This window comes from Aeromicrobium sp. MLTX1, assembly GCF_046452335.1.
Classification (GTDB): Bacteria; Actinomycetota; Actinomycetes; order Propionibacteriales; family Nocardioidaceae; genus Aeromicrobium.
Window position 1 is genome coordinate 40,906 of the sequence record NZ_JBKFDN010000002.1, and the last position, 25,601, is coordinate 66,506.

23 protein-coding genes and 1 riboswitch are annotated in these 25,601 nt (G+C 70.4%); of the genes, 14 read left to right on the forward strand and 9 right to left on the reverse strand.

The features are described from left to right. The first annotated feature begins 84 nt into the window (after nt 1-84). Entirely contained in the window at nt 85-1,350 is a 1,266-nt protein-coding gene (locus ACK99Q_RS10670) for a GTP pyrophosphokinase family protein (protein ID WP_410186129.1), read from the forward strand. 168 nt (nt 1,351-1,518) lie between these two features. Here ACK99Q_RS10670 and ACK99Q_RS10675 read toward each other — a convergent pair whose 3' ends face one another. After that, the gene (locus ACK99Q_RS10675) at nt 1,519-2,076 is read right to left on the reverse strand and encodes a Swt1 family HEPN domain-containing protein (protein WP_410186130.1); all 558 of its coding nucleotides are present in this window, start codon (nt 2,074-2,076) and stop codon (nt 1,519-1,521) included. Further along, nucleotides 2,073-2,687 (reverse strand): DUF5343 domain-containing protein, encoded by a 615-nt coding sequence (locus ACK99Q_RS10680; RefSeq protein WP_410186131.1) that lies wholly within the window; start codon nt 2,685-2,687, stop codon nt 2,073-2,075. Before ACK99Q_RS10680 ends, ACK99Q_RS10675 begins: the two co-directional genes overlap by 4 nt. A 368-nt stretch (nt 2,688-3,055) precedes the next feature. On the opposite strand from ACK99Q_RS10680, the gene pstC reads away from it, so the two are divergent. The 8 genes from pstC to ACK99Q_RS10720 all read left to right on the forward strand — a co-directional run bounded on the left by pstC (nt 3,056) and on the right by ACK99Q_RS10720 (nt 13,807). Continuing rightward, entirely contained in the window at nt 3,056-4,069 is a 1,014-nt protein-coding gene (gene pstC / locus ACK99Q_RS10685) for a phosphate ABC transporter permease subunit PstC (RefSeq protein WP_410186132.1), read from the forward strand. Continuing rightward, a complete protein-coding gene (pstA, locus tag ACK99Q_RS10690) occupies nt 4,066-5,154 on the forward strand; it encodes a phosphate ABC transporter permease PstA (RefSeq protein ID WP_410186133.1) in 1,089 nt (362 codons plus the stop codon). Before pstC ends, pstA begins: the two co-directional genes overlap by 4 nt. Then, nucleotides 5,151-6,755: a substrate-binding domain-containing protein gene (locus ACK99Q_RS10695; RefSeq protein ID WP_410186134.1), complete on the forward strand. Its 1,605-nt coding sequence runs from the start codon at nt 5,151-5,153 to the stop codon at nt 6,753-6,755. Before pstA ends, ACK99Q_RS10695 begins: the two co-directional genes overlap by 4 nt. After that, nucleotides 6,752-9,262 (forward strand): hypothetical protein, encoded by a 2,511-nt coding sequence (locus tag ACK99Q_RS10700; protein ID WP_410186135.1) that lies wholly within the window; start codon nt 6,752-6,754, stop codon nt 9,260-9,262. The genes ACK99Q_RS10695 and ACK99Q_RS10700 overlap by 4 nt, the downstream gene beginning before the upstream one ends. Beyond that, nucleotides 9,259-10,164: a sortase domain-bontaining protein gene (locus ACK99Q_RS10705; protein ID WP_410186136.1), complete on the forward strand. Its 906-nt coding sequence runs from the start codon at nt 9,259-9,261 to the stop codon at nt 10,162-10,164. The genes ACK99Q_RS10700 and ACK99Q_RS10705 overlap by 4 nt, the downstream gene beginning before the upstream one ends. A 123-nt stretch (nt 10,165-10,287) precedes the next feature. Continuing rightward, on the forward strand, nt 10,288-12,135 hold the full coding sequence (locus ACK99Q_RS10710; protein ID WP_410186137.1) for an Ig-like domain repeat protein: 1,848 nt from the start codon (nt 10,288-10,290) through the stop codon (nt 12,133-12,135). 128 nt (nt 12,136-12,263) lie between these two features. Continuing rightward, nucleotides 12,264-13,061: a phosphate ABC transporter ATP-binding protein gene (locus ACK99Q_RS10715; RefSeq protein WP_269307056.1), complete on the forward strand. Its 798-nt coding sequence runs from the start codon at nt 12,264-12,266 to the stop codon at nt 13,059-13,061. After that, a complete protein-coding gene (locus tag ACK99Q_RS10720) occupies nt 13,058-13,807 on the forward strand; it encodes a lytic murein transglycosylase (RefSeq protein WP_410186138.1) in 750 nt (249 codons plus the stop codon). Before ACK99Q_RS10715 ends, ACK99Q_RS10720 begins: the two co-directional genes overlap by 4 nt. 7 nt (nt 13,808-13,814) lie before the next feature. On the opposite strand, the gene ACK99Q_RS10725 is transcribed toward ACK99Q_RS10720, so the two are convergent. Beyond that, the gene (locus ACK99Q_RS10725; RefSeq protein WP_410186139.1) at nt 13,815-15,122 is read right to left on the reverse strand and encodes a condensation domain-containing protein; all 1,308 of its coding nucleotides are present in this window, start codon (nt 15,120-15,122) and stop codon (nt 13,815-13,817) included. A gap of 47 nt (nt 15,123-15,169) precedes the next feature. On the opposite strand from ACK99Q_RS10725, the gene ACK99Q_RS10730 reads away from it, so the two are divergent. After that, nucleotides 15,170-15,952: an alpha/beta fold hydrolase gene (locus ACK99Q_RS10730; protein ID WP_410186140.1), complete on the forward strand. Its 783-nt coding sequence runs from the start codon at nt 15,170-15,172 to the stop codon at nt 15,950-15,952. 98 nt (nt 15,953-16,050) lie between these two features. Here the strand turns inward: ACK99Q_RS10730 and ACK99Q_RS10735 are convergent, their stop codons facing one another. From ACK99Q_RS10735 to ACK99Q_RS10750, 4 genes are all read right to left on the reverse strand, one after another. After that, complete coding sequence (locus ACK99Q_RS10735) at nt 16,051-17,757, reverse strand: cytochrome b N-terminal domain-containing protein (RefSeq protein ID WP_410186141.1); 1,707 nt, start codon at nt 17,755-17,757, stop codon at nt 16,051-16,053. Next, nucleotides 17,754-18,845 (reverse strand): Rieske 2Fe-2S domain-containing protein, encoded by a 1,092-nt coding sequence (locus tag ACK99Q_RS10740; RefSeq protein ID WP_410186142.1) that lies wholly within the window; start codon nt 18,843-18,845, stop codon nt 17,754-17,756. The genes ACK99Q_RS10735 and ACK99Q_RS10740 overlap by 4 nt, the downstream gene beginning before the upstream one ends. Further along, complete coding sequence (locus tag ACK99Q_RS10745; protein ID WP_410186143.1) at nt 18,842-19,681, reverse strand: c-type cytochrome; 840 nt, start codon at nt 19,679-19,681, stop codon at nt 18,842-18,844. Before ACK99Q_RS10745 ends, ACK99Q_RS10740 begins: the two co-directional genes overlap by 4 nt. 153 nt (nt 19,682-19,834) lie before the next feature. After that, complete coding sequence (locus ACK99Q_RS10750) at nt 19,835-20,377, reverse strand: heme-copper oxidase subunit III (RefSeq protein ID WP_269307055.1); 543 nt, start codon at nt 20,375-20,377, stop codon at nt 19,835-19,837. Between the two features lie 87 nt (nt 20,378-20,464). Here ACK99Q_RS10750 and ACK99Q_RS10755 point away from each other — a divergent pair, with 87 nt between their 5' ends. Next, entirely contained in the window at nt 20,465-20,878 is a 414-nt protein-coding gene (locus ACK99Q_RS10755; protein WP_269302656.1) for a hypothetical protein, read from the forward strand. A gap of 11 nt (nt 20,879-20,889) precedes the next feature. Then, on the forward strand, nt 20,890-21,927 hold the full coding sequence (gene trpD, locus ACK99Q_RS10760) for an anthranilate phosphoribosyltransferase (protein ID WP_410186144.1): 1,038 nt from the start codon (nt 20,890-20,892) through the stop codon (nt 21,925-21,927). 151 nt (nt 21,928-22,078) lie between these two features. Here the strand turns inward: trpD and ACK99Q_RS10765 are convergent, their stop codons facing one another. Then, nucleotides 22,079-22,357 (reverse strand): Lrp/AsnC family transcriptional regulator, encoded by a 279-nt coding sequence (locus ACK99Q_RS10765; RefSeq protein ID WP_410186145.1) that lies wholly within the window; start codon nt 22,355-22,357, stop codon nt 22,079-22,081. Between the two features lie 21 nt (nt 22,358-22,378). Further along, a complete protein-coding gene (locus ACK99Q_RS10770; RefSeq protein WP_410186146.1) occupies nt 22,379-24,097 on the reverse strand; it encodes a DEDD exonuclease domain-containing protein in 1,719 nt (572 codons plus the stop codon). 89 nt (nt 24,098-24,186) lie between these two features. On the opposite strand from ACK99Q_RS10770, the gene ACK99Q_RS10775 reads away from it, so the two are divergent. Together ACK99Q_RS10775 and ACK99Q_RS10780 are read left to right on the forward strand one after the other, a co-directional pair. Further along, complete coding sequence (locus ACK99Q_RS10775; RefSeq protein WP_179424082.1) at nt 24,187-24,423, forward strand: hypothetical protein; 237 nt, start codon at nt 24,187-24,189, stop codon at nt 24,421-24,423. A gap of 42 nt (nt 24,424-24,465) precedes the next feature. Further along, nucleotides 24,466-24,613: riboswitch (cyclic di-AMP (ydaO/yuaA leader) on the forward strand. A 10-nt stretch (nt 24,614-24,623) separates the two neighbouring features. Further along, complete coding sequence (locus tag ACK99Q_RS10780) at nt 24,624-25,580, forward strand: NlpC/P60 family protein (protein ID WP_410186147.1); 957 nt, start codon at nt 24,624-24,626, stop codon at nt 25,578-25,580. Nucleotides 25,581-25,601 lie beyond the last annotated feature (21 nt).

Consider the following 25,601-nt stretch of genomic DNA (forward strand, 5'->3'; position numbering starts at 1 on the left):
GCATCAAGTATGCGTTACGCGCATCGGGCGGCTGCTGGACGCGCTAGCGTACGGTGTTCCGAATCGTTTCAGGGAGCCGTCGCCGTGAACCTCATCGACCAGTACATCCGGGCCTACGAGCGCGAGTACGACTACTGGGATGCGCTGGCCTCGAGGGCGCGCGTCTTGATCGAAGAGGAGGTTGATGGGTCAGGTCTCCGAGCGATCGTGACGAGTAGGGCCAAATCGGTTGAAAGGCTTCGAGAAAAGCTCGAACAACGAAATCATTCAAGGCGTTACAAGTCGTCGAAGGACATCGAGAAGGACATCGTCGACCGAGCTGGTGTGCGGATCGCGCTCTACTTTCCTAGTCAACTGGACGAAGTTGACCGAATCATCGGAACGCTTTTCAAGGACATTCTGCCAAAGGACTTCCCGGTCAAGGATCAGGACCGGCCCGGGTCACCACGGTTCACGGGTTACCGTGCTCGGCATTACAGAGGGTCGATTCAGCCGCAGCTACTCTCTGACCCCAGGTACATCGGTGCTCAGGTTGAGATCCAGGTGGCGTCGGTCCTCATGCACGCTTGGTCAGAGGTTGAACATGACCTCGTGTACAAGCCGCTCGAGGGAAGCCTTTCGGAGACGGAGTACGCCCTCCTGGATCAGTTGAATGGTCTCGTTCAGTCTGGCGAGATCGCACTTGAGGAACTGCTCCGTGCGGGTGACGCGCGGATTGCGGCAGCCGAGACACCATTCAGGAATCACTTCGACCTCGCTGAGTACCTGAGGAACCAAGCGCAGGTTAAAACGATCAATGAGTCGGGTCTAGGCGCGATCGACGTGCTCTTCGACTTCCTGAGGCGGAAGGGAAAGAACCGTCCAAAGGACATAGAGCCTGTGCTTGAGTCGATCGACGAGGACTTCGAGCGTAGGCCCCTTGCAGACCAGATCAGCGATGTGCTCCTCGCTGGTGACCCGGAAGCCTACGAGGCATACCGGGCCGCGAAGACTCATGCGCGACGACTTCGTCATGGCGGATCCACTAACGACGACTATTCGAAGGCAGGTTTGGTGGGGGCGTTCATTACTGCTTGGGCTTCGTTCGAGGCGGCAGGAACCCAGCTGCTCCAGAAGCTCCCAGCAGGCGAGGGAACACCGCGTTATCCCATCACCAGGCGAATTGCTGAGGCTGCGCGGGCAGCCGATTTCATTTCTGAGAAGGAGTACGAGCGCATCCGACGACTCAATCGACTGCGGAATGACATCGTGCATGGCCGGATGGTGCGCTTCCCTACCGACGACGCCTTGAACGAGGCGATCCGGGATCTAGACGCTATTACTGAGAGAATCAGCCAAGTCGGCGCATGAGTTCATGTGTGGTTAGACACTCCATGCCTGCCGCATGCGCCGTCGATGCGAGTTAGGGATGGATCAGTTGGCCGAAGCCCGATCCACGCGGTCAGGCACGAACGGACTCGCCTCTGCTCTTCCGTCCTCGTGAATTCCTGGTCCTTCTGGAGAGGAGACTCGGCGGTTCTACCCGACCGTCCTGAGCCAGTCACGGACGCGAACTTCCATCCGCTCCTCGTCGGCCTCGGTCAACTGTCCTGTGTGCGCGAGCGCCCTGCGGGTGCGATTCAGTTCTGCGAAGTAATACGTCACCCAGTCTTGGTCACCCAGAAGCGCTTCGAAGTGCTCCCATTGCTCGATGATGATCTCGCCATACTGGGGGAAATCCACGTAGGCCAGGAGTGAATCACCTCTCGGGCCGTGCCACCTGTTCCTCAAGTCGTCTGCTTGTCTCTTTTCCGCGCTACGGCGGATAGTGGTAGGTACTCCAGCGACCCACCAGCTGTCTGCACCAAACGCTTCCTTGAGAGACGACTCGACCATTTCCCGGATCGAGTTCTCAAGACAGTAGAGAAGCTCATAGACGCGACCCATCGAACTGGCCTGACGACGAGCTTCGTCTGAAAAATGGTCGATTGCGCTCGTGCTAAGAGTCGTGTCTTGAGTGTGCTCAACGTCGGCTTCCTTGTTCAGCGCCAGAGACCGGAACATGAAGCCGGCGAGTTCAGTCGCGATGTCGCTCACAACAGGTTCGCCTTGATGCTCTTGAAGATTGCGTCGTACACAGCGACGTCGGTCGACAAGGGGAGATGGATGTGAACGTCGTGGCGCAGGGTTAGCGAGTGTCCGTCGTTGGCAAGGCCGGGGCTTGGCGGTCCGGGAGTTGGGTCGGTGGTGTCGGGCTCGCGGGGGTAGGTATGAACTGGTTCCGCTACTGCGTCAAAGTCAGCCATGTCGGAAAGGGACTTGAAAGTGAGTGCCATCTTTGACGTCACAGACTCGCCTTTATCAGACAATCTGCTGAACATCCCTGTCAGCTCGGTGGTGGTCCGCTCGAATGCTTCTGCGTCGATCGCGAAGACGTCCGAGTAACCCTTCCGGAGGGCACGTGCAAGGACAGACTTTGAGGACTTCGGATCCTTATACTCCCGGTAAAGCGGTGTCGGCCGTCCGCTGCTGTCGAGAAAACCAATAGCTTTGAGAACCGGAATCACCGGGCGGTCACTGGAACTTGAGTAGCCGAGCTGCTTCAGGAATTCGTACGTGAAAGCGTCAGGGACTTGAGCTTTTCGGAGTGCTTCGAAAATTGAGGCCAGATTCTTGGTGCTTGTCAGGTACGACGCCGGGACAGCCATGGGCCGACGATACGGGCGCGAAGGTCACTGCACAGGCGATTCTCGCATTTCTAGGATGCTTGACGCCGCAGGCAAGGTTCGCCCGACTGCGTCGTTAAGGGGCGCCCCCGCAGCCACCGCGACCAGTCCATACCTACGAGATGCGCTGGTCGAGCAGCATGCCCACGAGGAGGGCGAAGGGGTCGTCCGTCAGCAGCTCGTCGGCGGTCGCGTCACCGGTGATCGAGAGGCTCACGGCCCCATCGTCGCATCCCCACCGAGGTGCCTTCCAACGTTCACGCCGCGTTCATCGCAGGTGGTCCGCAGCCCGCCACGGCATCCCTAGAGTCACAGCCGTCGTTGTTCGGGGTCGAGAGCTTGGAGGTCGTGTGACCACGGTCCTGCCCACCCGGGCGTCGTCCGACGCGCCGGACGTCCCTCGCACGATCCGAGGCGGCCAGGCCGGCGCCGACCGGGTCTTCGCGGTCGCCATGCGGGCCACCGGGACGACCGTCCTGCTGATCACCGGCGGCATCGGCCTCTTCCTCGCGCTGCAGGCGGTGCCGACGCTGCGCCACTACGGCGCCTCGTTCTTCACCGAGACGCAGTGGGAGCCCGACGCGGACGTCGTCGGCATCGGAGCCGTGCTCGTGGGCACGTTCTCGGTCGCGGCCGTCGCGCTGGTCGTCGCGTTCCCGCTCGCGCTCGCCACGGCGCTCTACATCAGCGAGTACGCGCCGGCGCGGCTGCGCGGCCTGCTCGTCTCGATGGTCGACCTCATGGCGGCCGTGCCGAGCATCATCTACGGCCTCTGGGGCTTCTTCCTGCTCCAGCCGCACGCCAGTGCGGTGGCGCGGTGGCTGCACGAGCACCTGGGCTGGCTGCCGTTCTTCGCGGTGGAGGCCGATCCGCAGGCCGCCATCTGGGAGCAGAGCCGCTACACCGCCTCGGCGTTCATCGCCGGTCTCGCCGTCGCCATGATGGTGATCCCGATGGCGTGCGCCGTCATGCGCCAGGTGTTCAGCCAGGCGCCGCTGGGGGAGCGGGAGGCTGCCTACGCCCTCGGCGCCACGCGTTGGGGCATGATCCGCTCGGTCGTCCTGCCGTTCGGGCGGGGCGGCATCATCGGCGGCACGATGCTCGGCCTCGGCCGCGCGCTCGGCGAGACGATCGCCGTCCTGCTGATCATCTCGCCCGCGTTCGAGCTCAAGCCCCGCGTGCTGGAGATCGGCACCAACACCGTCTCGGCGCTCATCGCCGGGCGGTTCGGCGAGGCCAGCGGCGGTCAGCTCCAGGCCCTGCTGACGGCGGGCTTCGTCCTGTTCGTCATCACGCTCGTCATCAACACGGCCGCCGCGGTCGTGGTGTCGCGGAGTCGATCCGGAGCGGGGACCGACGCATGAGCACCACCATCGCCCGGCCGGACCTGGCCACGCCCCAGCAGCCCACCGGCACCCGCCGGCTGTCCACTGTGACCGCCGAGGACCGCTTCGTCGAGATCGGCTCGTGGGTCGCCGGCTTCGCGCTGGCGTGGATCGTCAACGCGCGGCTGCTGCCGTGGACCGGCGTGCTGCCCCTCGTGCTGTCCACCGTCGTCGCGGGCCTCGCCGTGCTCGCGGTGGCCACCGCCATGACCGAGCCGAGGCCCGTGGTCGTCGACCGCGTGGTCGCGGCCCTCGTGCACGTCGCGGCGCTCACGGTCGCCGTCGCGCTGCTCTCCACCGTGGCGTTCATCGTCTACCGGGGAGCGGAGGCGCTGTTCCACCTCTCGCTGCTCACGCAGGACATGTCCGGCGTCGGCCCGCGGGACTCCTTCGACCGCGGCGGCATCCTGCACGCGATCGCCGGCTCCCTCATCCAGGTCGGCATCGCCGTGCTGGTCACGGTGCCGCTCGGCATCGGGACCGCCGTCTTCATGACCGAGGTGGGCGGACGCTACGCGCGCATCGTCCGCACGGTCGTGGAGGCGATGACGGCGCTGCCATCGATCGTGGCGGGCCTGTTCATCTACACGACGCTCATCGTCGCGCTCGGCATCGACCGGTCCGGGTTCGCGGCCGCGATGGCGCTCGGCGTCATGATGCTGCCGATCATCGCCCGCGCGGCCGACGTGGTGCTCCGGGTGGTGCCTGGCGGTCTCCGCGAGGCGAGCCTGGCCCTCGGCGCGTCGCGGTGGCGGACGGTCTGGCACGTCGTCCTGCCCACGGCGCGTCCCGGCCTGGCCACCGCGCTCATCCTCGGCGTCGCCCGCGGCATCGGCGAGACCTCGCCGGTGCTGCTCACCTCCGGCGCCGCCTCGTTCCTCGTGCTCGACCCCACCGACGGTGTGATGAACTCGCTGCCGCTGTTCATCTACTCGACCGTGCGCAGCGGCGAGCCGATGTACATCGAGCGCGCCTTCGCCGCCGCCACCGTCCTGCTCCTGCTGGTGCTCGTGCTGTTCGCGATCGCCCGCCGCCTCGCCCGTCCTCGAAAGGGATCCCGATGACCCTGTCCCCCCTGCGCACGCGGAACCGCCTGGTCCTCGTGCTCGCGGCGCTCACGATCGTGACGCTGTCGTCGATCCGCCCCGCCCACGCGGCGTACGCCCAGATCGAGGGCTCGGGCTCCACCTGGTCGGAGGTGATCGTCCAGCAGTGGATCGCCGACGTGAACGCCAACGGCATGAAGGTCACCTACAACGGCGGCGGCTCGTCCCAGGGCCGCAAGGCATTCGCCCAGCACGTGACCGACTTCGGCATCACCGAGATCCCGTACCAGGGCAAGGACGAGAGCGGCAACGCCGACACCGCGGGCAGCCGCGAGTTCGCGTACATGCCGATCATCGCCGGCGGCACGGCGTTCTCGTACCAGATCCGCATCGGCGGGAAGCTGGTCAAGAACCTGCGACTGTCGGGCGACACCCTGTCCAAGATCTTCACGAACCAGATCACCAACTGGAACGACCCGGCGATCGCGAAGGACAACAACGGGCGCAAGCTCCCCTCGCTCAAGATCATCCCCGTGGTGCGCTCCGACGGCTCGGGCACCACGGCGCAGTTCACGCGCTGGATGGACGCCCAGCACCCGAAGGTCTGGCGCGGGTTCTTCGGCAAGTCCGGCCTGACCTCCTACTACCCGCGCCGGGGCGACACGATCGCGGCGGCGGGCTCGGACCAGGTGATGAACACGATCGCCGGTGCCGCGGGCAACGGCACGATCGGCTACGTCGAGTACTCGTACCCGGTGAACAAGAAGTTCCCGGTCGTGAAGGTGCTCAACGAGGCCGGCTTCTTCGTCGAGCCCACCCAGTACAACGTGGCCGTGGCGCTGACCAAGGCGCGGATCAACACCGACAAGGGCTCGCAGGACTACCTGACCCAGATCCTCGACGGCGTCTACAACGCGAAGGACCCGCGGGCCTACCCGCTGAGCTCGTACTCCTACATGCTGCTGCCCACGGGTGCCTCGGACCGGCGGATGTCCACGACGAAGCGGCAGACCTTGGCGGACTTCATGTACTACTCGCTGTGCGAGGGTCAGTCGAAGGCCGGTGCGTACGGCTACTCGCCGCTGCCGCTCAACCTCGTGAAGGCGGGCTTCGACCAGCTCAAGCGGCTCAAGACCGCCGACCCCAAGGTGGAGATCGCGGGACGCGACGTGAAGTCCTGCAACAACCCGACCTTCGTGGCCGGCGACCTGTCGAAGAACAAGCTCGCCGAGATCGCTCCGAAGCCCGCGGCCTGCGACAAGGTCGGCGCCGGGCCCTGCGACGGCGGCACCGGATCGGCCCCGACGACGCTGGAGGAGGCCGAGAAGTCCAGTACCGACAAGACGGCCTCGGACGCGCCTACAGGTGCGGGGACCGACCGGTCGGGGGCGGTCGACACCGCACCCGACGGTGGTGCCGTGGACCCGGTCACGGGTGACGCGGTCCAGGCGTCCGGCCAAGTGGGCGGCAGCGCCCAGGCCGTGCCGGTCGAGCTGACCTCGTCGCGACCCGGCGACTCGCGGGTCTTCGGGACCGTGGCGGTCCTGGAGTTGCTCGCGATCGTCCTGATCCCCGGCATCGTGGCGGCGCTCCTGCGCCGGCGAGGAGACCTCCGGTGAAGCGCCTCACGCTGCTGGTGCCCGCCCTGCTGGTGCTGGCCGCCGGCCTGCCCGTCACCGCGGCACCTGACGCCGAGGCCGCCCCGAGCTCCGCGTTCACCCGGACGAAGGAGATCGACCGCGCCTTCGAGGACGACGGCGACACGATCTCGGTGGAGAAGCGACGCGTGACGGTGAGCGTCGACCACACCGAGAATCTGCGCGGCCGCGAGCGCGTGCGGGTCAGCTGGAAGGGAGCCCACCCGAGCGGCGGGCGCGCCGCCAGCCCGTTCGGCGCCGCCGGGCTGCGCCAGGAGTACCCGGTCGTGATCCTGCAGTGCCGGGGTCGCGACGACGCGGGCCTGCCGGCGGCGAAGCGCGTCTCGCCCGAGACGTGCTGGACCTCGACGGCCCAGCAGCGCTTCCGCTCCACGTCGGACCGCCAGGCGATCTGGCGGCGTGACCTGCATGCCCGGCCGGGTGACACCGAGCAGAAGAGCGGCATCGACCCGTTCCCCACGAGCGGGTGCGACGACGTGCCGAGCTTCTCGGCGCACGCCGTGCCGTTCGTCGCCGCCAGCGGCAAGACGTACACCTCGTGCAGCGCCGAGACGATGGCCCCCGAGGCCGCGGTCGACGCGGCCCTCCCCGCCGCCGAGCAGGCCGCCTTCACCGACACCGACGGCACCGGCTCGGTGAGCTTCGAGGTCCGCACCGCGACCGAGAACGAGTCGCTCGGCTGCAGCGACACCGTGGCCTGCTCCATCGTCGTCATCCCGATCATGGGGCTGAGCTGCGTGGACGGCGACGACGAGTGCACGCGCACGGGACGGTTCGCGCCCGGCTCCAGCAACTTCGCGGGCGAGGGCGTCGACGACGCGGTGTCGGCCGGCTACTGGTGGGCCGGGTCGAACTGGCGCAACCGGATCACCGTCCCCGTCACGTTCGGCACCGCGCCCAACGTGTGCGACGTGCTCGACTCGCGCGCGCCCACGGCCTTCTACGGCTCCGAGCTGATGTCGCAGGCCGCGCTCCAGTGGGCGCCGGCCTACTGCCTGTCGAAGAAGCGCTTCAAGTTCCAGCACAACCGGATGTCCGACGAGGCCGCCTTCGCGCTCGTGGAGAAGAACGTGGCGCCGGCGGCGCTCGTGTCCGGGCGTCGCGAGCAGGAGGACGACACGCCGGTGGCCTATGCGCCGACGGCCGTCACCGGGTTCGCGATCTCGTACGTCATCGACCGGCCGGACAACGCGGGGGAGTACGAGCGCCTCCGGCTGACCCCCCGACTGCTGGCGAAGCTGCTCACGCAGTCGTACACGGGATCCGCGTACGGGGCCCAGCACCCCGGCATGGGGCGCAACCCGCAGTCCCTCAACCAGGACCCGGAGTTCATCGCCCTCAACCCCGGGCTCGACACCACGACGCGCGAGGCCGCCGCGACGGTGCTGTCCCTGTCGGAGTCCTCCGACGTCATGACGTCGCTGACGTCCTACATCGCGGCGGACCCGGACGCGCGGGCGTTCGTGAACGGCACCGCCGACCCGTGGGGGATGGTCGTCAACCCGAGCTACCGGCGGATCAAGCTGCCGGTGGCGGAGTGGCCGCTGCTCGACACGTTCGTGCCCGAGTACGACCTCGACTGCCAGCAGCAGCTCAGCACGCCGTACTTCACCCAGCTCGCGGCGCCGGTCTCGAGCCTGCGCACGATCGCGGAGGCCGTGCTCGATGCGTGGCCGAACGTGCAGACGAAGTGCGAGCGGCCGTCGAGCTCCGACCCGTACAAGTTCGGCCGGGCCGACCGCCAGGGCGTCGGCGCCCGGTTCATGCTGGGCGTCGTGAGCCTCGGCGACGCCGAGCGACTCGGCCTGAGGACCGCGGCCGTGCGCACCTCGGCGAGCACGTGGGTCGCGCCGACGCCGTCGTCGATGGCCGCTGCCGTGGCGGCCGCCACCGAGGTGAAGGGCACCACCGGTGCCTTCGCCATCACGCCGAAGGCGCTGGCGAAGCGACCGAAGGCGTACCCCGGGACGATGATCGTCTACACCGTGGCGCGCACGCGCGGCCTGGCCGCGAAGGACGCGAAGCACGTGGCGCAGTTCATCCGCGTGGCCACCACCGAGGGCCAGCGTCCGGGGTCGGCGAACGGCACCCTGCCCGCGGGCTACGTCCCGATCGTCGCGACCGGCGTCACGAAGCGCCTGTACGACGCGGCCCGACACGCCGCCGACCTCATCGCGGCGCAGCGCCCGGAGAAGGCGCCGGACACGACGCCCAGCACGTCTCCACCGTCCGGCGGTGGAGGAGGGTCCTCCGATGCCCCGGTCTCCGCACCCGGAGGCGACCTCCCCGAGGAGCAGGTCAAGGCGTCCGGGGCGACCAAGGTGACCCTCGTCGAGACCGCGCCGACCGGGGCGATCACGTCGACCTCGGGCCGGATGCTGCTGCCCCTGCTGCTGTGCGTCGGGCTGGCGGCCGCCGCCGTCGGGCCGGTGCTGCGCGGGATCGCGACGGCGAGGGCACGCCGGTGAGCGCGTGGAGCGTGCGCGTCCCGGGACGGCGCGCGAAGCCGCGGGTCGCGGCCCAGCCCGTCAGGCTGCCGGCCGAGATCACGATGGTGACCGAGGCGCTGACGGTGGTCGCGGTCGTGTGCGCCTGGGTCGTGCTCCAGCTGCTCGTGCTCGGCGGGGTCTCGCACGATCGCGCGCAGCACGTGCTCTACGCGCAGTTCCGCACGGACCTCGCCTCCGCCACCGCCCCGGTCGGGGGAGTGATCGAGCCGGGGACCGCCGTCTCCACGCTGACGGTGCCGCGTCACGGCATCAGCGAGGTGGTCGTCGAGGGCACCGCGTCGGGCCAGACGCTCGACGGGCCGGGCCACCGGCGGGACACGGTGCTGCCGGGCCAGCCCGGCACCTCGGTCGTCTACGGGCGCAGCAGCACGTTCGGCGCACCGTTCGGCGGGCTGGCGGACCTGCGGGTCGGCGACACGATCACCACGGTCACCGGACAGGGCCGGGCCGCCTACGAGGTGAGCGGCGTGAGGCGCGCGGGCGACCCGCTGCCCCAGCCGCTCGCCCCCGGAAGGGGCCGCCTCGTCCTGGTGGGCGCCGAGGGTCAGGGCCGACTGGCGGCGCTGTCGCCGGGGGCCGTGATCTACGTGGACGCCGAGCTGGTCTCGCAGCCCCACGAGGCCGGTCCGGCCCGGATGACGGCCGTGCCGGCGGCCGAGCAGCCGATGGGGCGCGACACGTCCGTGCTGCCGCTGCTGGCGCTCGTGCTGGCCGGTCTCGGGGTCCTGGCCGGCGTCGCGACGTACGCCCGAGCCCGGCTCGGGCGCGCCCGGGCGTGGGTCCTGCTGTCCGCCCCGGTCGTGGCCCTGGCCTGGATCGCAACCGATCTCGGCATGAGCCTGCTGCCGAACCTGGTGTGAGCGCCAGATGGCCCTCCGGGTTTCACCTGCCGTTCACCGCAAGCGCCCCGAGTCCGCGGCACTCACTCATAGCGTGCCGCACGAGACCCGGCAGATCGCCGGCTCGAGGAAAGGGAACCCCCGATGAAGCGAAACCGTGTATCGGCCATCACGGCCGGTGCGGCCCTCGTGGTCGGCTCGACGCTGACCCTCATGTCGCCCGCCGTCGCGGCCGACGTGAACCCCTTCGATCCGACCTTCGTCCCGAACACCACCGACGACCTGGTCGGTGTCGGCTCGGACACGACCCAGATCGTCACCCATGACCTGGCCGTCGCCTACAACGCCGGCCGCGCCTCGGGCCGGCTCGCGTCGTTCGCGGCCGACGGCGCACCCGCCACGGTCACGCTGCGCAGCGGCCTCGCCGCCATCACCCGCCCGAACGGCTCGGGCGCGGGCAAGAAGCTCCTCTACGCGCCGGACAACAACGCGAGCGTCTCGTTCGCCCGGTCCTCGTCGACGCTCAGCCCGGCCGAGATCACCGGCGGCCTCAAGCAGGCGGCCTTCGCCGTGGACGGCCTCCAGATGGCCGTGAGCGCGACCGCCACGAACGCCCCGTCGGAGCTGACGATCGACCAGATCCTCAAGATCTACAAGGGCGAGGTCACGAACTGGAGCCAGGTCGGCGGCAGGCCGGGCACCATCAAGGCGCTCATCCCGCAGTCCGGCTCGGGCACGCTCAGCTTCTTCACCTCGCAGCTGACCGCGGCCAACGGCGGCATCCCGTTCACGCCGGTCGCGACCTCCACGCAGGAGCACAGCGACGCCGACGTGAAGGGCGACCCCAACGCCATCGCGCCGTTCTCCAGCGCCCGCGCCACGATCACCTCCACGGTCGACGCGCTCGGCGGCTGGAAGGCCACCCGCGCGGTGTACAACGTCGTGCGCACGGCCGACCTCGCGAACGCGGCCGTGGGCGCCCGCCTCACCAACGTCTTCGGCGAGGACGGCTGGATCTGCGGTCCCGACGGCCGCGCGGTGATCGAGAAGGCGGGCTTCGAGCAGCTGGCCTCGACTGAGGACGGCGGCGCCTGCGGCCAGTTCGTCACCGACCCGGTCTCCAACCTCAAGACCTCCGACCAGGCCGACGCCGTCGTGACCACCACGACGCTCGCGGCCTCGGCGCCGGGGCAGCGCACCGTGAGCCTGCGCGCCACGGTCGGCACCGGTGGCGGCGCCCCCGCGGCCGGCAAGGTCGAGTTCCGTGAGGGCGACGCCCTCGTCGGCACCGCGTTCACGTCCGGCGGCGTCGCCTCCCTGACGCTCACCGGCGTGTCGGTCGGCACGCACCAGTACACGGCCTCGTTCGTGCCGACGCGCGTGAACGACTTCGCCCCGTCGCAGTCCACGGTCCAGCAGGTCGTCGTCAAGACGCCCGCCACCGTGAGCGTCACGGGCGTCTCGGCGCCGTACGGCAAGGCCAAGACCGTCACCGTGAAGGCGACCGTCGGCGGCGCCGCGGCCACCGGCGCCGTCCGCGTCGCGGTCGGCAGCGGAGCCGCCCGGGCCTACACGCTGTCGCGCGGCACGGCCACCGTGCCGGTCGCGGCCGCCACGCCGGCCGGCAGCCTGCGCGTCACGGCCTCGCTGCCGGGCTCGGCCTCGGCCGACGCCGCGAGCGGCGCGGTCACCGTCCGGATCGCCAAGGCGAAGGGCGCCGTCACCGCGAAGCTCGTGAAGGCGAAGGTCAAGGCCTCGCAGCGCGGCGTGCTCCGCGTGACGGTCAAGGCCGCGGGCGTCCCGGTCACCGGCAAGGTCACCGTGAAGGCCGGCAAGAAGGTCGTCGGCCGCGGCGTCGTCCGCAACGGCAAGGTCACCGTGAAGCTGGCGAAGCTGAAGAAGGGGACGCACCGCCTGGTCGTCGCCTACGGCGGCAACGGCAACGTCACGGGCGCCAAGGCCAAGGTCCTCACGATCAAGGTCACCCGCTAACACCCCCACCGAGGCCGGGGCGGCGCTCCCACGAGCCCGCCCCGGCCCTCGGCACCATCGAAGGAACTCCCTTGAGCGTCACCACCGACACCTCGGTCATCCCCCTCGCCGAGACCGAGACCACCGTCATCCCGGCCGTCGACGGCCCCACGCCGGCCGGCCTCCACGCCGTCGGCGTCTCGGCGTGGTTCGGCCGCCACCACGTGCTCGACCGCGTCTCCCTGGACATGCCGGCGGGTCACGTCACCGCGCTGATCGGGCCGTCGGGCTGCGGGAAGTCCACCTTCCTGCGCACCCTGAACCGCATGCACGAGCTGGTCGACGGCGCCCAGTTCGCCGGCGAGGTCCGCCTCGACGGCGACGACGTGTACGACCCGCGCCGCAAGCTCATGGACGTGCGCCGCAGCATCGGCATGGTCTTCCAGAAGCCCAACCCGTTCCCGGCGATGTCGATCCGGGACAACGTGCTGGCGGGGCTGCGGCTCACCGGCACCCGCGCCAGCCGCTCCACCCGTGACGAGCTCGTCGAGTCGTGCCTGCGCCGCGGCGGCCTGTGGAACGAGGTGAAGGATCGCCTCGACGCCCCCGGTGGCGGCCTCTCCGGCGGCCAGCAGCAGCGCCTGTGCATCGCCCGCTCGCTCGCGATCCGTCCGCGCGTCCTGCTGATGGACGAGCCCTGCTCCGCCCTCGACCCGACGTCCACCCGCGTCATCGAGGAGACGATGGTCGAGCTCGCCAAGGAGGTCACGATCGTGATCGTCACGCACAACATGCAGCAGGCGGCGCGGGTGTCGGACCAGTGCGCGTTCTTCCTCGCCGCCCAGGGCACGCCGGGCGTCATCGTCGAGCACGGCGACACCGCGTCGATGTTCGGCTCGCCGCAGGACCAGCGCACCCACGACTACGTCAACGGCCGCTTCGGATGAGGCGCGCGGCCCGGCTGCGGCTGGCCGTCACGGCCGTCGTGGCCGTGGCCGGGGCGTCGGCGGTGGCCGTGGTCGCCGCCGCGGCCCTGACCGGGGGCGTGGAGACGCTCGCCATCGCGGACGACCGGGTGCAGGACCTCTCCGCGGAGGTGGCGGCGCCGAGCCCCGGTGCCGGTGCGTCCCCGGTGTCGGGCGTGGACCCGGCGTGGGTCCGGCGGAACGCCGAGCGCACGGGCATCCCCGCTGTCGCCGTGCGCGCCTACGCCGACGCGGCGCTCACCCTCGCGTCCGAGCAGCCCGCGTGCCACGTGGGCTGGACGACGCTCGCCGGCATCGCCACCGTCGAGTCCGACCACGGCCGCCACGGCGGGGGAGACCTCGACGCGCACGGCCGCACCACCGTCCCGATCATCGGGCCCGCGCTCGACGGCTCTCCGGGCCTCGCAGCCATCCCGGCCGACGCGGCCTCGACGGCCCGGCACGGCGACCCCGTCTGGGACCACGCGGTCGGACCGTTCCAGTTCATCGGCTCGACGTGGGACCGCTGGAGCGCCGACGGCGACGGCGACGGGGTCGAGGACCCCCACGACCTCGACGACGCGGCGCTGGCCGCGGCCCGCTACCTGTGCGCCTCGGGGGAGGACCTGCGCACGGGCCACGGATGGAGCCGGGCGATCCACTCCTACAACCACTCCGACGAGTACGTCCTCGCCGTCCTCGCCGCGGCCGAGTCGGTCGCGCGCTGAGTCCGGCTCAGGCCTCCGGGTCCGGCCGCTCGTCGGCCAGCTCGCGCATGCGGGCGACGAGTGCGTCGAGCCACGTGCCGACACTGGCGCGGGCGACGTGGGTGTCGGGGTAGCGGCAGCGCAGGTGGACGCCTGAGTCGTCGATGATGAACCACAGCATGACGCCGTGCGTGCGGATGGCGGCGCCGACGTACTGGGCGTCCAGGCCGGCCGCGTCGATCCGCACCGGGAGGCGTCGCAGGTCGAGCCACGAGACGGCGAACATGCCGGGTTGCTCGGGCATGCCGCCCCACGGCGCCATGAGGTCGGCGAGCGGCCACGAGCCGAGCCGGATCGCCTGCTTGACGGCCGCGGAGCAGGCGCGAGGGTCGGTGTCGGCGGACTCGAGCACCGAGTTCGTGATGAACCAGCCCACCGAGTCGTGCCAGCGGTCCTGGTGGCGGCTGTGCACGGGGAACACGGTGCGCAGGGGAGTGCCCGCCAGCTCGAGCGTGGTCGCGGTCATCGCGGACACCGCGAGGGCCAGCGTGGACACCCGCTCGGACGATGCGCGCGCCGAGAAGTCGGCCAGCTCGCGCAGGTCGAGGACGTCGCGGATCACGACGCGCTCGGGCTGGGGCGTCGGGTCGCCGAGCGGCAGCGGAAACCGCGGCATGGCGCCGCCGCCGGCCTCGATGACGTGGTCCCAGCGGTCGCGGATCTCGTCCGGTGCCGGCGGCAGCTGCGCGAGCTCGACGGTGTGCTCGGCGAAGGGCGGCACCTGGGCCAGCTCGGGCGACTCTCCGGCGCTGATCCGCGCGAGCGCCGCCAGCAGGTCCCGCGCGATGACGAGCAGCGACCACATGTCCACGTGGGCGTGGTCGGCGGCGATCACCAGGCTCGGCCCGTCGGCGGTCTCGATCACGCAGAAGCGGTGGGACGGGCGCGCGTACGGCCGGCAGGTCGCGTCGAGGACGTCGCGCAGCGCGTCGTTCATCGCCTGACCCGGCAGGACCTCGTGCTCGGTCCACTTCCCGGCCTCGACGGTGACCTCGTGCAGGGCCGGGGTTCCGTCGTCGCTCGGGACGAAGACCGAGCGCAGCGTGCCGTGCCTCTGGACGACGGCGCACCAGGCGGCCGCGAGGTCGTCGCGCGGCACGGGGGAGGACAGGCGCATCGCGAGCGCCATCCACGACCCGGGGCGGTCGCCGAAGCCGACGTGGCGGGCCTGGTCGAACGACACGGGCAGCCGGGCGCCCGGCTCGGACACGATCGGGTCGTGACTCAGCAGGGGACCGAAGGGGAGGCGCAGGTGCGCGACGTGCGTCAGTCGCATGCCAGTAACCTATTGCCCTCGCCGCCAACACGACTCAGGAGCAGCCCGTGCACCGTTTCTCCGTGCCGGACGCCGAGCTCGCCTGGGCGTTCAGCGACGAGTCCGGTCACCCCGTCGTCCAGCTGCACGGCCTGACCTCCAGCCGCTCCCGCGACCGCCTGCTCGACCTCGACCTCGGTCGCGGACTGTCCGACACGCGCCTGCTGCGCTACGACGCGCGCGGCCACGGGCACTCGAGCGGCCGGCCGGTGCCCGAGGACTACCGCTGGGCGAACCTCGCCGACGACCTGCTGCGCCTGCTCGACTTCTGGTTCCCCGACGAGGCCGTGCACGGCGTGGGCCCGTCCATGGGCGCGGCCACCCTGCTGCACGCCGCCGTCCGCGAGCCCGATCGCTTCAGCGGCTTCACCCTGCTGCTGCCGCCCACGGCCTGGGCCACCCGCACGGCGCGCGCCGACGACTACCGCCGGCTGGCCGATCTCATCGAGACCGAGGGGGTCGAGCCGTTCCTCGCGCTCGACCGCGTGGCGCCGAAGCCACCGGCGACGCTCGGTCACCCCGACACCGTGCCGCACGTGCGCGGCGAGCTGCTGCCCTCGGTGCTGCGTGGCGCCGCGCTGAGCGACCTCCCGGAGCCGGAACTCCTGGAGCGGATCGACGTGCCCACCACCGTCCTGGCCTGGATCGACGACCCGGCGCACCCGCTCTCCACGGCCGAGGCGCTCGTCGACCTCCTGCCGCAGGCGGACCTGCAGGTCGCCCACACGCCCGAGGACGTCCGTCGCTGGCCCGGTGTGCTGGCCGCCGACATCGCGCGCCACCTCGCCTGAGCCGCACCTCCCGTCCCACCGAGCGGACTCCTCGACCCACCCCGTCACGCACGAGGGCCCCGACCGGATCGGTCGGGGCCCTCGTGGGTGAGGTGCGATCAGTGGACGCGCGGGACGCCGGTCTCGGAGACGCCCTGGAAGTCGTCGCCGAGCTCCACCGGGTGCTCGCCGCCGCCGGCCAGGTGCTCGGCCGCGTGATCCATGTCGTGGCGGGTCGGCTTGTCCACCGAGCCGTCGTAGTAGAAGCGGCGCAGCTTGGCGCGGAGCGACTGCTTGCGGTACTTCGGGTTCCGCACGCCGTACGCGTCCTGCTTGTGCACTTCCTCGATCTCGGGCAGACGCTCGCGCGACGACGTGAGTCGGTACGCGGCGGAGTCCGGCAGCGGCGCGTGACGCTCCGCGTACCCACCGTCGGGGGAGCGGTCGATGACGCCCGTCTCCCAGCCGTGGGTCAGCGTCTCGTTGTCCTTGCGCTGCAGCGAGATGCAGATGCGCTTCGTGACGATGAACGCGATCACGGGGAACACGAAGATGCCGATGCGCAGGACCCATGTGATGGCGAAGATGTCCAGGCCGAACTTCAGCGCGATGATGTCGTTGCCGCCGGCGATCCAGCCGCAGGCGTAGGCGGTCATCGCGGCCACGCCGAGCGCGGTGCGGACCGGCGCGTTGCGCGGACGCTCGAGCAGGTGGTGCTCACGCTGGTCGCCGGTGATCCAGCGCTCGATGAACGGCCACAGGGCGAGCGACGTGAACAGGATGCCCAGACCGCCGACACCGGGGAGGAAGACGCTCCACGTCCACGTGCGGTTGAACCACGTGGTCTCCAGCGGCGGCATGAGGCGCACGAGGCCCTCGGACAGGCCCATGTACCAGTCGGGCTGCGAGCCGGCCGTGACCTCGGACGGGTTGTACGGACCGTACGCCCACACCGGGTTGATCTGGATCAGCGCACCCATGAGGGCGGTGAAGCCGAACACGACGAAGAAGAAGCCGCCGGCCTTGGCCATGTACACCGGGAGCATGGGGTAGCCCACGACGTTCTCCTGGGTGCGTCCGGCGCCCGGCCACTGCGTGTGCTTGTGGTAGACGAGCAGCAGCATGTGCGCACCGATGAGGCCGAGCAGGATCGCCGGGATCAACAGGATGTGCGCCATGTAGAGGCGGGGGATGATGATCTCGCCGGGGAACTCGCCGCCGAAGATGAAGAACTCCAGGTAGGAGCCGACGAGCGGGATCGAGCGGATCAGGCCGTCGACGAACCGCAGGCCCGTGCCCGACAGCAGGTCGTCGGGGAGCGAGTAGCCCGCGAAGCCCTCGACCATGCCCAGCGCGAGCAGGCCGACGCCGATGAGCCAGTTGATCTCACGCGGCTTGCGGTAGGCGCCCGTGAAGAACACGCGCAGCATGTGGGCCATCATCGCCGCCACGAACAGGGCAGCCGCCCAGTGGTGGATCTGGCGCATCAGCAGGCCGCCGCGGATGTCGAACGAGATGTCGAGCGTCGAGGCGTAGGCCTGCGACATCTCGATGCCGTAGAGCGGCGCGTAGGAGCCGCGGTACTCGACCTCGCCCATGCTGGGGACGAACCACAGCGTGAGGAAGACGCCCGACAGCAGCAGGACGACGAAGCTCCACAGGGCGATCTCGCCCAGCATGAAGGACCAGTGCTCGGGGAAGACCTTGCGCAGGTTCTTCTTGCCTGCGGCGGCCAGGCCGAGTCGGTCGTCGAACCAGCCGACCGGGCCGGCCAGCTTCTTGCCGGTCGAGGAGTCCTCGATCCGGGTGAAGGTGCTCTGGCTCATGCGTCATCACCGGACTTCTTGTCGAGGTTCTTCTGATCGCGGGCGAGTTCGGGGTAGCTCGGAGCGACGATCTCGGGGAAGTCGCTGACCGCGATGAGGTAGCCCTCGCCGTCGACCGCGAGCGGCAGCTGCGGCAGCGGACGGTAGGCGGGACCGAAGATCACCTTGCCGTTGTCCGCCAGGTCGAAGGTCGACTGGTGGCACGGGCACAGCAGGTGGTGGGTCTGCTGTTCCCACAGGCTGATCGGGCAGCCGACGTGGGTGCAGATCTTGGAGTAGCACAGGATGCCGTCGACACCCCAGTTCTCGCGCCCCTTCTTGGGGGTGATGTCCTCGGGGCGCATGCGCACGACGATGACCGCGGCCTTGGCCTTGGCGGCCAGCAGGTCGTGACCGTGCAGGACCGGGTGGCCCTCGTCGTCGGTCTCGAAGAAGATCGCGGGCTCGGCGTTGACGAGCTGGCCGACCTCGAGGTCGGCGGGCTTGATCGGGGCGCCCGAGACGTCGTTGACGACGCGCATGCCCTTCTTCCAGACCGTCTCGTCCTGGCTGTGGGGGAGCGGGCCGAGGTCGCGCAGGAGCACGATCGCGGGCAGGCCCATCGCGCCGACGGCGCCGAGGAGGCTGTTGCGGATCAGGGGACGACGGCCGATGCCGCTCTCCTGGACACCCGCGTTCAGGTCGGCCAGGACGGCCGCGCGGTCCTCGTCGCTCGAGCGCGCCGGGTGGCGGAGCTCGACCATCTCGTGGTCGCCCATGAGCTTCTTGGCCCACTGGATGATGCCGATGCCGATCAGCAGCAGGGCGGCGCCCAGGGTGGTGCCGAACGCGAAGTTCTGCGCCGACCAGCCACCGAAGGAGTCGCCGCTGTTCGGGTCGCCGAACGCGAAGACGCGGGTGTCGGCGTCGATCGTGAAGTACGCGACGCAGAAGCCCAGCAGCAGCAGCGTGGCCAGGCCGAACATTCCGGCGATCTGGCGCTCGGTGCGACGCTCCTGGTTGACGTCGACGTCCTGCGGGCGGTACTGGTGAGGAGCCAGTCCGGGGTCGGCGATGGGGTCGCCGGTGCGTTCGATCTCGGTGCTCATCGCTTCTTCGACCTCGTTCCGTGCATGCCGATCCAGACCGCGAAGGCGGTGAGACCGCCGATGCCGATGATCCAGACGAACATGCCGTCGACCACGGGGCCCAGGCCGCCGCCACCGATGCCGCCGTCGTTGCCCTGCTGCTGCACGGTCTTGACGTAGGCGATGATGTTGCGCTTGTCCTCGGGGGTCAGCACGTCCTCGGAGAAGACGGGCATCTGCTGCGGGCCGGTGAGCATGGCCTCGTAGATGTGGATGGCGTCGACGCCCTTGAGCGTCGGGGCGTAGCGGCCGCTCGGGAGGGCGCCGCCGGCGCCGACCGAGTTGTGGCACGCGGTGCAGTTGGTGCGGAAGAACTCGCCGCCCTCGGAGATGCCCTCCTTGTCGACGCTCTGCCAGTCGAGGTCCTCCTCGGACGGACGCGCGGGTCCGGGGGCGAGGGAGGCGACGTAGGCGGCGATCTGGTCGATCTCGTCCTGCGTGTACTCGATGTGCTTGCGCGGGGCCTGCGGCGCGGTCTGCGCCATCGGCATGCGGCCGGTCTCCATCTGGAAGCCGACGGCGGCGGCGCCGACGCCGATCAGCGACGGACCGTAGTTGCCCTTGGCGTCATCGGTGCCGGAGGTCGTGATGCCCTCGGCGTTGAGGCCGTGGCAGCTGGCGCAGCCCACGACGAAGAGCTGGCGGCCGGCCTCGATCTGCGAGACCGAGGAGGCGGACTCGGCGGTGGCCGGTTCCGGCGCGACCGTCGCGTATGCCGCGCCGGTCAGCAAGAGGGCCAGGGCCAGCAGCGCCAGGAGCGCCATGGGGTGCCGGCGGCGTGTCGACAGTTTCCGCACCGAGAGAACCTCGTTCCTGAGAATCTGAGAATCGGGACCGGAGGTGGGGTCGGCGTCGCGACTTCGTCCCATCTCCGTGTGCCCGTGCGTTCGCCTCAGACTAGCGAGGCACGAGCTCAGCCTGTGTAGTTAGGTCCGCCTATCCCCGAGGGGTCAGCGGATGATGTAGATGGCCGCGAACAGGGCCACCCAGACGACGTCGACGAAGTGCCAGTAGTAGGACACGACGATCGCGGAGACCGCCTGCTCGTGGGTGAACTTGCGGGCCGCGTAGGTGCGGCCGATGACGAGCAGGAAGGCCAGCAGGCCGCCGATCACGTGCAGGCCGTGGAAGCCGGTGGCGAGGTAGAACAGGGAGCCGTACGCGGAGCTCTGGATCGTCAGGCCCTCGTGGACCAGCTCGGCGTACTCGGTGGCCTGGCCGCCGATGAAGACGGCGCCCATGATGAAGCTGATGATGAACCACTTGCGCATGCCGGCCGCGTTGCCCTTGGCCGCGGCGTAGACGCCGAGCTGGCAGGTGACGGACGACAGCACCAGGATCGTGGTGTTGACCGTGGCGAACGGGATGTTCAGGAGCTCGGTCTCCTGGGCCCACAGCTCCGGCGCGACGCTGCGCACCGTGAAGTAGGCCGCGAACAGCGTCGCGAAGAACATCAGCTCACTGGACAGCCACACGATGGTGCCGACGGTCACGTAGGACGGACGGCCCTCGACGCCGTGGAGCCGGGACGCGGGGATCGCAGAAGTAGTTGCCACGCCCTCATTATGTACGATGCCATCGTGAGCCAGCACCAGCCCCTTCGTGTCCTGCTCTACAGCGATGACGTCAAGGTCCGAACGGCCGTCGTCGCAGCGCTGGGCACCAGGCCGCACCCCGATCTGCCGCCGTTGGAATTCGTCGAGTGCGCCACCGAGCCGGTGGTCTGGCAGCAGCTCGACGCCGGGGGCATCGCGCTGGCGATCCTCGACGGCGAGGCCGTCCCGGCCGGCGGCATGGGCATCGCCCGCCAGATGAAGGACGAGCTCTACCAGGGCCCGCCGAGCCTCGTGCTGACCGGCCGCCCGCAGGACGCGTGGCTGGCCACCTGGTCGCGCGCGGACGCGGTGGTGCCGCAGCCGCTCGACCCGTTCCGCCTCGCCGAGTCGGTCATCGCGCTGCTGCGCGGTGCCGCCGTCCCGGCCGCGCGTCCTTGAGCGGCGGCTCCGTGGCCCTGTCCTGGCCGCACGTCCTGACCGAGCTGCTCGCCGGCCGCGACCTCGACGCCGACGCCACCGCGTGGGCGATGGGCGAGATCCTCTCGGGCGACGCCAGCGGCGCGCAGATCGCGGGCTTCGCGGTCGCGCTGCGTGCCAAGGGGGAGACCTCGGCCGAGCTGCAGGGCCTCGTCGACGCGATGTACGCGAAGGCCACCACGCTCGACCTCGACGACCGCGTCGTCGACATCGTGGGCACCGGCGGCGACATGGCCAAGACGGTCAACATCTCCTCGATGGCCGCGGTCACCACCGCCGGCGCCGGCGTCGGCGTCGTCAAGCACGGCAACCGCGCGGCCTCCAGCCAGTCGGGCACGGCCGACGTCTTCGAGCGCCTCGGCGTGCGACTCACGGTGCCGGCCGAGCACGTCCTCGACGTCTACCGCGAGGCCGGCATCACGTTCTGCTTCGCGCCGGTCTTCCACGCCTCCATGCGCTTCGCGGGCCCGGCCCGCCGTGAGCTGGGCGTGCCCACGTTCTTCAACTTCCTCGGCCCGCTGACGAATCCGGCCCGTCCGGCCGCGTCGGCGATCGGCTGTGCCGACCCGCGCATGGCGCCGCTCATGGCCGAGGTGCTGGCGCGTCGCGGCAGCGACGCCCTGGTCTTCCGCGGCGACGACGGCCTCGACGAGATCACCGTGACCACGACCACCCGGTTCTGGCTACCCGGCCCGGACGGCATCGAGGAGCAGGTGCTCGACCCGGCCGACCTCGGCTTCGACCACGCGCCGGCCGATGCGCTGCGTGGTGGCGAGCCCGAGTACAACGCCGACGTGTTCCGCCGGGTGCTCGAGGGCGAGACTGGTCCCGTGCGCGACGCGGTGGTGCTCAACGCGGGCGCGGCCATCGCCGCCCACACCGGCTCCGAGGGCCCGCTGCTCGAGCGGCTGCGTGCCGGCGTGGCCCGCGCGACCGAGTCGATCGACTCCGGCGCCGCCCGCGCGGCCCTCGCCCGCTGGGTCGAGGCGACCTCGCGACACGTCGCCTGACGCCCGCCCGCCCCGCTGAGGGGCGGTGAGCTGTCAACCGTTCCCGTGGGCTCGCGGTGACCTGTCAACCGCATGGAGTCCGGATGCGGTTGCTGACGCACCGGAGACGAGCGGGAAGGGTTGACGGCTCACCGCCTCACCAGCGGGCGAGTCAGTCGAGGCCGATGCTGAAGGCGTCCTCGAGGTCGTGGCGGCTGAACGCGCGGAAGGCGATCTGCGTCTGGGTGGACAGCACCCCGGGCACCTTGTTGAGCCGGTCGGCCACGACCGAGGCGATCTCCTCGTGGGTGCGCACGCGCACCATCGCGATGAGGTCGTGGTCGCCGGTGACGGAGTAGACCTCGCTGACCCCGGGGATGTCGGCGATCGCTGCGCCGGTCTCGGGGATGGAGGAGACCTCGGCCTGGACGAAGACGATGGCGGTGATCACCGGGCCAGCCTAGCCGCGGCATCAGGCCAGCCGCGCGACCTCGAGGTCGACGTCGAAGCGGTCGAGGTGGCGTGCGGCGGCCGGCCACGCCGAGCTCCACGAGCCGCGCACCATCCGCACGCCGGGGGACTCGAGCCAGCGCAGCAGGACCTCGGTCTCCTCCACCAGGGCGGCGGGCATCGGCCGGGTCGCGGGCTCGACCGTCTCGGCGGTGGTGAGCAGGGTGTCGACCCAGCCCGCCGTGGCGCCGCGCGTGGTGGCGACCTGGCGCGGCAGGATCGCGGCGGCGGCGAGCCGGCCGTGGCGGATGACGTGGACCTGCCAGCCCTCGTCGTGCGGGGCCGCGGCGATCACCTCGGGCTCGGAGGCCAGGGAGTCGAGACGCTGGGTGCGGCGCACGGCGCGGATCAGGCTGGCGGCGCGGTCGCGCAGAACCGCGGCGTCCTCGAAGCGCTGGGACTCGGCCAGGTGCGCCATGCGCTGCTCGAGGTGGGTGACGACCTCGACGGGGTCGGCGGTCATCGCCGTGCGGACACGGGACACCTCGTACAGGTAGTCGGTGGGCGTGACGGCGCCGTCGCAGGGGGAGAGGCACTGGCCCAGCTCGGCCAGCACGCACGCGGCCCGGCTGGGCTTGATGGGCAGCCGGCCGGAGCACTGGCGGATCCGGAACGCGTCGTGGAGCGTGGCCAGCGCGGCCTCGGCCTGGCGACGGCTGCGGAACGGGCCGATGTGCGTGGCGTCGCCCTCGACGACCGAGCGCACGAGCGAGATCCGCGGCCAGGGCTCGTCGGTGAGGCGCAGCCACGACACGCGCTCGGGGAACTTCGAGCGGCGGTTGTACGGCGGACGGTGCCGGTCGATCAGGCGCAGCTCGCGCACGCGCGCCTCGGTGTCGGTGGCGCACACGACGCTGTCGACCCGCTCGGCCAGCGCGATCATCTCGCCCATGCGGGTGCGGGTCTCGGCCTTGGTGAAGTACGACCGCACGCGCGTGCGCAGCGACCGGGAGGTGCCGACGTAGAGCACCTCGTCGCGGGCGTCGCGGAAGAGGTAGACGCCGGGGGCGTCGGGCACGCCGTCGGCGAGGTGGCGCTTGCGGCGCTGCTGCGGGGTGACCTTGGAGGTGAAGGACGCGACGTCCTCGACCGTGGCCACGTTCCACGTGCCGAGGCGCTCGAACAGGGCGTGCAGCACGTCGACCGTGGCGCGCGCGTCGGTGAGGGCGCGGTGGTCGGGCCGGACGGGGGAGAAGCGCGCCGCGAGCGTGGCGAGCTTGACGTTGGGCACCTCGTCGCGCAGCAGCACGCGTCGTGCCAGGACGGCGGTGTCGACGACGTCGAACCCGGGCCAGGCGATGTCGAGCTCGCGCGCCGCGTGCTTGAGGAAGCCGGTGTCGAACGGCGCGTTGTGCGCCACGAGCACGGTGCCGTGCGCGAACTCCAGGAAGGACGGCAGCGCCTCGGCGATGCGGGGCGCCTCGACCACCATCTGGTCGGTGATCCCGGTGAGCACCGTGATGAACGCGGGGATGAGCTGGTCGGGGTTCACCAGCGTCTGGAACTCGCCCAGGATCTCGCCGCCGCGCACCTTCACCGCACCGATCTCGGTGATCTTCGAGCCCTTCGCCGGCGAGCCGCCCGTGGTCTCGAGGTCGACGACGCAGAACGTGGTGTCGTGGAGCGGGCGGCCACCCCAGTCGATGCCGGGATCGTCGAAGGCGGGTTGGTGCGGTGCCATGGGTGTGACCGTAGGTCGCGGGTCCGACGAATCCGGGTAGGCGGCGCCGCGGACCGAAATTGTCGGATGTCACACCTAGCGTCGCGGCCATGAACGAGATGGAACCCACGGCACCGGTCGTCGTCGACTGCGACAGCTGCCTCGTCCGCTGCCCCGCGGTGTGCGGCGACTGCGTCGTCTCGGTCCTGCTCGGACCGCCCGACGACGTCGCCTTCGACGCCGACGAACGCGCCGCCCTCGACACGCTCGCCGCCACCGGCCTGGTGCCCCCGCTGCGCCTCGTCGTGGGCCTGTCCGATCCCCAGACACACCTCGACGCAGGTTGATCGGCTGGGACCGGCGAACTACTGTTGCGTCTTGTGTCGCCGACGGCGGCACCGCCGAATCGTCCGGCCGCACGCGGCCGCCGAACCGGGGAACCAAGTACGTGGGGTGAATCGACCGGTCCGCCGGTCGTAGGGCAAGACCGAGGCCCGAATCCGTCAGCTCACCTGGTAGGCGTCGAGGTACAGCAGGAGAATCTTTCGTGCGCTTTCGCACCGCAGCGGCCTCCGTGGCCGCCTCGGCCTTCGTGGCCGGAACGTTCATCGCCGTCTCCCCGGCCAACGCCGATCCCGAGGTGACCGAGGCCGACGTCGAGAAGGCCTTCGACCGCGCCGAGGCCGCCAACGAGACGCTCAACCAGCTCACGGCCGACGCCGAGGACCTGGACGCGCGCATCGACGAGGTCGGCTCCGAGATCCGCACGATCCGCAAGGTCTACCGCGTCCAGCGCGACGAGCTCGGCGCCGACATCGTGCAGCAGCAGCTCGAGCAGCCGCTGGGCCCGACGGTTGGCCTGCTCGGCAGCCAGGACCCCGACCTGTTCATCGAGGGCCTGAGCGCGATCGACGCGCTCAACACCACCCGCGCCGACGCGCTCGAGTCGTTCACGCGCACGCGCGTCGAGCTGGAGAAGCGCCAGGCGCAGCTGGCCGAGCACGAGCGCGAGCTCGACGGCAAGCTGGAGAAGGCCGAGAAGACCAAGAAGGAGCTGACCGACTCGTACCAGAAGGCCAAGTCCGACTTCGCCCTCCTGTCGGCCGCGCAGCAGTCGCAGATGAACGCCGGCGACGTCACCGCCGTGCGCAACGCCGGTGCCGGTGCGGCCAAGAAGGCCATCGCGTTCGCCATGAACCAGCTCGGCGATCCCTACGTCTACGGCGGCACGGGCCCGGACAGCTGGGACTGCTCGGGCCTCGTGCAGAAGGCCTACGCCGCCGCGGGCGTCTCGCTGCCGCGCGTCGTCGGCCCGCAGATGTCGGCCGGTCGCAAGATCTCGGCCGGCGAGCTGGCGCCCGGCGACCTCGTCGCCTACCCGAGCATGTCGCACATCGGCATCTACCTCGGCGACGGCAAGGTCATCCACGCGCCGCGCCCCGGCAAGAGCGTCGAGATCACCAGCCTCTCGTCCGGCTTCGGCGTGTACGCGCGCGTCTCCTGACCTCAGGCTCCACGAGAACGG